Source organism: Peribacillus sp. NPDC097284 (assembly GCF_044761765.1).
In the GTDB taxonomy this organism is placed as follows: domain Bacteria; phylum Bacillota; class Bacilli; order Bacillales; family DSM-1321; genus Peribacillus.
The window spans coordinates 1-5,454 of sequence record NZ_JBIWCZ010000027.1 but is presented as its reverse complement, the minus strand read 5'-3'; the positions used below and the strand labels follow the sequence as shown (position 1 = coordinate 5,454).

Sequence of the window (5,454 nt, the reverse complement as noted above, 5' to 3'; positions counted from 1 at the left end):
TCCAATAGGGAGCTTCGTATGCTGTATCTGTCCAAGCGCGGTAAAAACAATTCAGAAATGTCACAAGGCGAACTGATCGATGATTCTATGGGGGATGAGATTTAATAATGTCAATTACAGGAGTTGTAGAACGAGGCAGCATTGTGTGGTGCAATCTTAACCCCACAAAAGGTCGAGAGCAAAGGGGCTATCGTGCCTCAATCGTAATATCAGATGGATTCATTGATCCGTCCCTGAACAAAATAGCACTGACGGTTCCGGTTACGACACAAAGTATGGGTCATAGCTTTGAAATACCCGTTCCTCAAGGAGTCGAAACACCTGATTCACACTTACTACCGCCTACTCTCCACTTTTCGGAACTGGAAGGTGTAGTTCTTATCAACAATGTTAGATCGATCGATCTGGACATGAGAGATGCGATTGTAATTGGCAAGGTTGATACGGAATCCGAGTTTTTCGTGGATATCGTTGACAATGTAATGTCACTGGTAGCATACCCTGAAGATGACGAGTAAACCGATAATTAAGAGAAAATCGTCAAGGGATAAACCCCTGACGGTTTTTTATTGATGGATTCCTGCGGTCATAATGCGAATACTGACAAGGGAACCCTCCAGAACCAGCAAATAAATCAATAACTTGAAAGCGGTATTGAAAAATCGCATAATGTTATTAAATATAAAAAGGCTTAAAGCGTCGCTCAACACTCTAAGCCAATCATTTATATCAATAAACCAATGATGGAAATAACAACAGTTAATAATGAACAGACTGCGATAACTGTATCTTTATCCATGAATAATTCACCACCTTGAAGAGTCTGTGTACTGTGCTAAGTCATAGGCTCTTTGTTTATAACTATATTATAAATGAAAAGTGAATTAATCCATGGGTTCGGGCGCATGTTCCACTACCTAATTTAACTTATTGCTTTCCTCATATTCCTTTACTTTGCGATAAAACGTCGCTTTGCTCATACCGATCTTAGTCATGAATTGAACCGCAGTAATCTGCTTTGTTTTCCAACGGTCATAGAGTGGTTTCCACTCTTCTGATAGGTCGATAACAGGGCGGCCAAACTTTATTCCTTTCGTTTGTGCTATTGCAATCCCCTCGGCTTGTCTTGTTCTGATTTCGTCTCTTTCCTTTTCAGCAAATGCAGTAAGCAGAGTTAAAATAATCTTTTGAATAGCTTGTTTCATGATATCCTCTTGCTCGTTGCTCGTATTAATCATAGGTTCTTTTATGAAACGCAGCTGCACGTTTTTTTCAACAAACCAATCGTATTCATTCATTGTCTCATTCATATTTCTTCCCATGCGGGTGATTGAATCAAAAATGACTGTATCACCTTCTCGGACCATTTGTTTGAGTAGCTGATACTTAGGTCTATCAAAGTTCTTCCCACTTGCCTTATCGATGTATGTATCCCTTTCATCAATTCCCTCTCGTTTCATTGTTTCGATCTGTCTTGCCTCGTTTTGATCTTTACTACTAACTCTTACATAACCAAAAATTTTATTGTTCATTTTGACTCTCTCCCTTTAATTTTGATTAATTTGTATCAAAACATATATGTATTAATTGATACGTATCATAACATAAAACATACTTTTTGATACATGTGAAACGTTGATTTAATGCAGTTTCATAACACTTTCGAAACAGTATCATTAGGTGTACTTTTTGAGACTGTTCATTAGAAGGTAAGGATTATCCTTCCGACCCCTGGGTGGCCACCGAAAGATTCAATAAACAAACTCATATATACCACCTTGGGGTCAAAAAATTTCATAAAAAATCTTTTATAGGGTAAATACTTCCAATTAATCATTTGAAAAGCGTTATTTTAATGGTTAGACCCCCATTGAGGTTGTGGTTTGGCATGGTTTTGAAAAGGTTCGGAATAAATCGTATTGACATATCCGTTTCAACTGCTTATGTTCCCTTCAACACAAAAATTGGAGGAATCACAAGTGAATATAGGGCAAGTTATTAAACAAAAACGTCAGGCGCAATCTATTTCAATGCAACGATTAGCGGATATTTTAGAAATTGATCAATCGTTACTTTGTCGCTATGAAACCGGAAAACGCAATGTATCTAAAAATCATTCTGTAATCATTGAAAGTTATCTCGATGGCGATTACGATAAAGAGATTTTAAAACTACTTTTGGATGAACTGCATCAAAAATATGAGCATCTTGCGGGCAAAAGGGGACTTCAATTATGGGGGATGTAAGCAAGATGGATTATGAAAAGGTCATTAAGGCTTTGGAAGATGAAAACAACCGGGGAAATGTGACAGAGTGGCAACGTAGCGCGAATTTACACCGTATACAATGGATTAGAATGATGAATATACCAAAGACACCTGAAACTCCTTATGTACGTATAGACGCGGTTCGTGAGCGTTTAAAGGATAATGACTATACATGTGCTCCAAATAGCATATGGCACAGGTGGAATCTTACCAACCTAAAAACAAATTGCATAGATTCATAATTTGCTAATGGCTGCGCAACCTTTCGGAGTAATTTATCTTTCTTAATGGCAGCCATAAAGCGAAGCGGAACCCATGCCGTAAAATAGAATCATGTGTGAGAAGCTACTCACCCCCTAATGGTGGCTTTAGCCAAGCTTTGCTAATGGGGGAATCGTCCCTCTTTCCTGGCTCAGGTGACTTGGGGCGGAAACTTATGTATGATGGGCGCTCCCCGAGAGATCAGGTGGGCGTGAGGATTGGTCGAAGGCTGTTTGAGAGCTGCTTGTAGGTATTTCACTATATTGGGGCAGTGGTCAGCCGAAGGTTTATTGCGGATCCTGTAATTATTTGTGGACAACAATCTGGAAACTGTAGGATGATAGATTCATTGGGTTTGGGGTTAGGTTTTGAGGTTTTTAGAATATAGCGGAGCGGAATTCTTCTTATCTTGATACTATAGAAACAACAGGATTTTGGAAAATAGGGTTGAAGCCTTGTGGCTCTAGGCCTGAAGCGTTTATTCATAGGTGAATTATCGGAATTAAAAAAATTGGAGATGATAGAATTGAATTATGAACCACTCAAGGATATTGCTAAGAGTGGTAAGGAAAGACCATGGAATGATAAAAAGCGGATGTCATTAAAAACCGCCTCTCTGTTTGAGGAGGCAACGCTGTTGAAGAAGGCTGAAAGAATGAGTGGTTGTGGTGATTTTCTCACCTTTAAACAAACCAATGAAGGCTTAAAGCTGAATCAAGCGTTCTTCTGTAAGGTTCGATTATGTCCTATGTGTAACTGGAGAAGATCTCTTAAGCTTACATATGAGAATAAAAGAATAGTTGAAGTGGCAAATAATAGACAAAAGCTAAGGTGGCTTTTCTTAACACTTACGGTTAAGAACTGTGAGGGTGATGAATTAGAGGATACAATCAAAGCGATGATGGAGGGTTATCATCGATTGATGAAATATAAGTGTGTCGATGATGAAATCGAGGGTTGGTTCAGAGCCTTGGAAATCACAAAAAACAATGATGAAGATACATATCATCCTCATTTTCATATACTCTTAGCAGTTAAACCAATGTATTTTGCTAGAAAGAATAAGTACATTCCTCAAGAAGAATGGACAAGATTGTGGCAAAAGGCGATGAAGCTTGATTACGAACCTATTGTCCATGTGGAAGCTGTCAAAGCAAAGAAGACGAAAAAAGACTTTAAAGAGGTTGTAAAAGACATAGAGAAGGCTATAAGCGATGAACAAGCGGTTCAAAAGGCGATTCTTGAGGCTTCAAAATATACTGTGAAAGATACTGATCTTTTCACTGGAACAGAAGCACAGAATGTAGAAACGGTGTTTACTCTAGACGGTGCGATGGCTAATAAGAGGCTTGTTGCATGGGGAAAAAGCCTAAAAAAAATACGAGACGAATTACGCCTCGCAGACAAAGAAGATGATCTGATTCATATCGACAATCAGATAGAAGACGATGTTTCACAAGAAATCCAAAAAGTTACAGCCTATTGGCATATAGGCTTAAAAACATACGTCATCAAAAATTAAGTCGAAAGAAAGCTCCAACTTTCTTTCAGACAAATAAAAAGATTTAATAGGTAAAGTATACCCATTTAGAATATGTGAAATCAATAAATTTATGATTTTATGTATTTATGTAAGTATATATTTATGTAAGTATATATTTATGAAAGTATGAAAACGGGCAGTCTATAGGACTAGCCTGTTTTTTTATATAGACAAATAAAGAGGGCGACACGTGAAGTGTCTGCCCGGCTGAATCACTGCAAATGCATTATGAACTGTTGCAAGAAGGATTAATAATAAATTAACCTGTTAATTTGAAACCCTTTTTTCTTCTTCATGATTAGCAGCGGGCAACTTATCAACATTATTTGCTATTCCCAGAATCTCCACCATTGCTTTTTCTTCGTGATGAGATGTTCTTCTATTCGCTTGTTGGATTCTTCTATTTTACTTAATTTCACTGTTAGCTCTGCTTTCAGGGTTCTTTCTTGCAATTTCAGTTGACTCTCAAGAACTTTTTGCATTCGTTCTGCAAACTGTTCCTCTTGTTTTAATCTTTGAATTTCAAATTGTTGCTGTTGTTCTTTAAGAAGCGTAGAAATTAGTGTCATGCCGTCATGACTTTCTGGTTTTGATTCTGTCATGCCATTATGATGGTTCATTTCTGCGACTTTCTTTGCAACTGATTCAAGAGTCACGCCGTCATAACGGCTTAGTTCAAGAAACATTTCCAAAGTTTTTATATTATCTTCGGTGAATATTCTATGTCCTTTGTTATTTCTTTTGATTAGATAGCCTTCTTTTTCAAGAAGGTAAATGTATTTTTTAAATGCAGAATCCTTTAATCCGAGTTTTCCCATAACATCCGAGGCTTTATAAACCATGCTTACCGTCTTTGTTACTACTGCTTGTCTTTCTGTCATGACAGCATAACTCCTCTCATTCTTTCTTAAATCAATTCGTTATGCCGGCATGACATTCCTTTACCTTGTTTCATCTTTAGCTTCTACAAATTAAATTTAGATAAATTAATATAGGCAAGTCCCCGTTTTTGGAGGAATTTTTCTGGTTTTTGCACTTTTTTTTGCCATTTGGATATACTTTGGATATACATATCCGAAAGGTGGTGGTATAATTGAGTCGAAAAGACAAGAGAGGACTGATATATGTGGCGACAACAACCGTTGGCAAATGGGGAAATAGCGCGGGTGTTCGCATTCCGCAGGAGTTCTTGGAAATTGCTGATTTAGCGTTGGGCGCGAAAGTGGAAATGGAGCTGATCCCTGAACAAGGTATTTTGTTGAAACCGGCCACTAAGCGTAGGCGCAAATCCAATAGGGAGCTTCGTATGCTGTATCTGTCCAAGCGCGGTAAAAACAATTCAGAAATGTCACAAGGCGAACTGATCGATGATTCTATGGGGGA

General features: G+C 37.9%; 7 protein-coding genes. 5 read left to right on the top strand and 2 right to left on the bottom strand.

What is annotated here, in order from left to right; genetic code table 11:
- Positions 1-107: 107 nt before the first annotated feature.
- Positions 108-518 carry a type II toxin-antitoxin system PemK/MazF family toxin gene (locus tag ACIQXU_RS20765; protein WP_402992126.1) on the top strand — a complete coding sequence of 137 codons (411 nt, stop codon included), beginning with the start codon at positions 108-110 and terminating at the stop codon, positions 516-518.
- Between the two features lie 399 nt (positions 519-917).
- Here ACIQXU_RS20765 and ACIQXU_RS20760 read toward each other — a convergent pair whose 3' ends face one another.
- On the bottom strand, positions 918-1,532 hold the full coding sequence (locus tag ACIQXU_RS20760) for a recombinase family protein (RefSeq protein WP_402992124.1): 615 nt from the start codon (positions 1,530-1,532) through the stop codon (positions 918-920).
- A 447-nt stretch (positions 1,533-1,979) separates the two neighbouring features.
- Between ACIQXU_RS20760 and ACIQXU_RS20755 the strand changes: the two genes are divergently transcribed.
- The 3 genes from ACIQXU_RS20755 to ACIQXU_RS20745 all read left to right on the top strand — a co-directional run bounded on the left by ACIQXU_RS20755 (position 1,980) and on the right by ACIQXU_RS20745 (position 4,050).
- Positions 1,980-2,246 (top strand): helix-turn-helix domain-containing protein, encoded by a 267-nt coding sequence (locus tag ACIQXU_RS20755; RefSeq protein WP_402992122.1) that lies wholly within the window; start codon positions 1,980-1,982, stop codon positions 2,244-2,246.
- A complete protein-coding gene (locus ACIQXU_RS20750) occupies positions 2,234-2,509 on the top strand; it encodes a hypothetical protein (RefSeq protein WP_402992120.1) in 276 nt (91 codons plus the stop codon). The genes ACIQXU_RS20755 and ACIQXU_RS20750 overlap by 13 nt, the downstream gene beginning before the upstream one ends.
- A gap of 476 nt (positions 2,510-2,985) precedes the next feature.
- A complete protein-coding gene (locus tag ACIQXU_RS20745; protein WP_402992118.1) occupies positions 2,986-4,050 on the top strand; it encodes a protein rep in 1,065 nt (354 codons plus the stop codon).
- A 350-nt stretch (positions 4,051-4,400) separates the two neighbouring features.
- Here ACIQXU_RS20745 and ACIQXU_RS20740 read toward each other — a convergent pair whose 3' ends face one another.
- Positions 4,401-4,952: a MerR family transcriptional regulator gene (locus tag ACIQXU_RS20740; protein WP_402992116.1), complete on the bottom strand. Its 552-nt coding sequence runs from the start codon at positions 4,950-4,952 to the stop codon at positions 4,401-4,403.
- 212 nt (positions 4,953-5,164) lie between these two features.
- Here ACIQXU_RS20740 and ACIQXU_RS20735 point away from each other — a divergent pair.
- Positions 5,165-5,454, top strand: a 290-nt coding sequence (locus tag ACIQXU_RS20735; protein WP_402992114.1) for an AbrB/MazE/SpoVT family DNA-binding domain-containing protein, incomplete at its 3' end; no start/stop codon positions are given.

Coding starts and splice junctions, on each gene's coding strand:
- ACIQXU_RS20760 (WP_402992124.1), bottom strand. CDS start 1,532: ATGAACAATAAAATTTTTGGTTATGTAAGAGTTAGTAGTAAAGATCAA.
- ACIQXU_RS20765 (WP_402992126.1), top strand. CDS start 108: ATGTCAATTACAGGAGTTGTAGAACGAGGCAGCATTGTGTGGTGCAAT.
- ACIQXU_RS20740 (WP_402992116.1), bottom strand. CDS start 4,952: ATGACAGAAAGACAAGCAGTAGTAACAAAGACGGTAAGCATGGTTTAT.
- ACIQXU_RS20750 (WP_402992120.1), top strand. CDS start 2,234: ATGGGGGATGTAAGCAAGATGGATTATGAAAAGGTCATTAAGGCTTTG.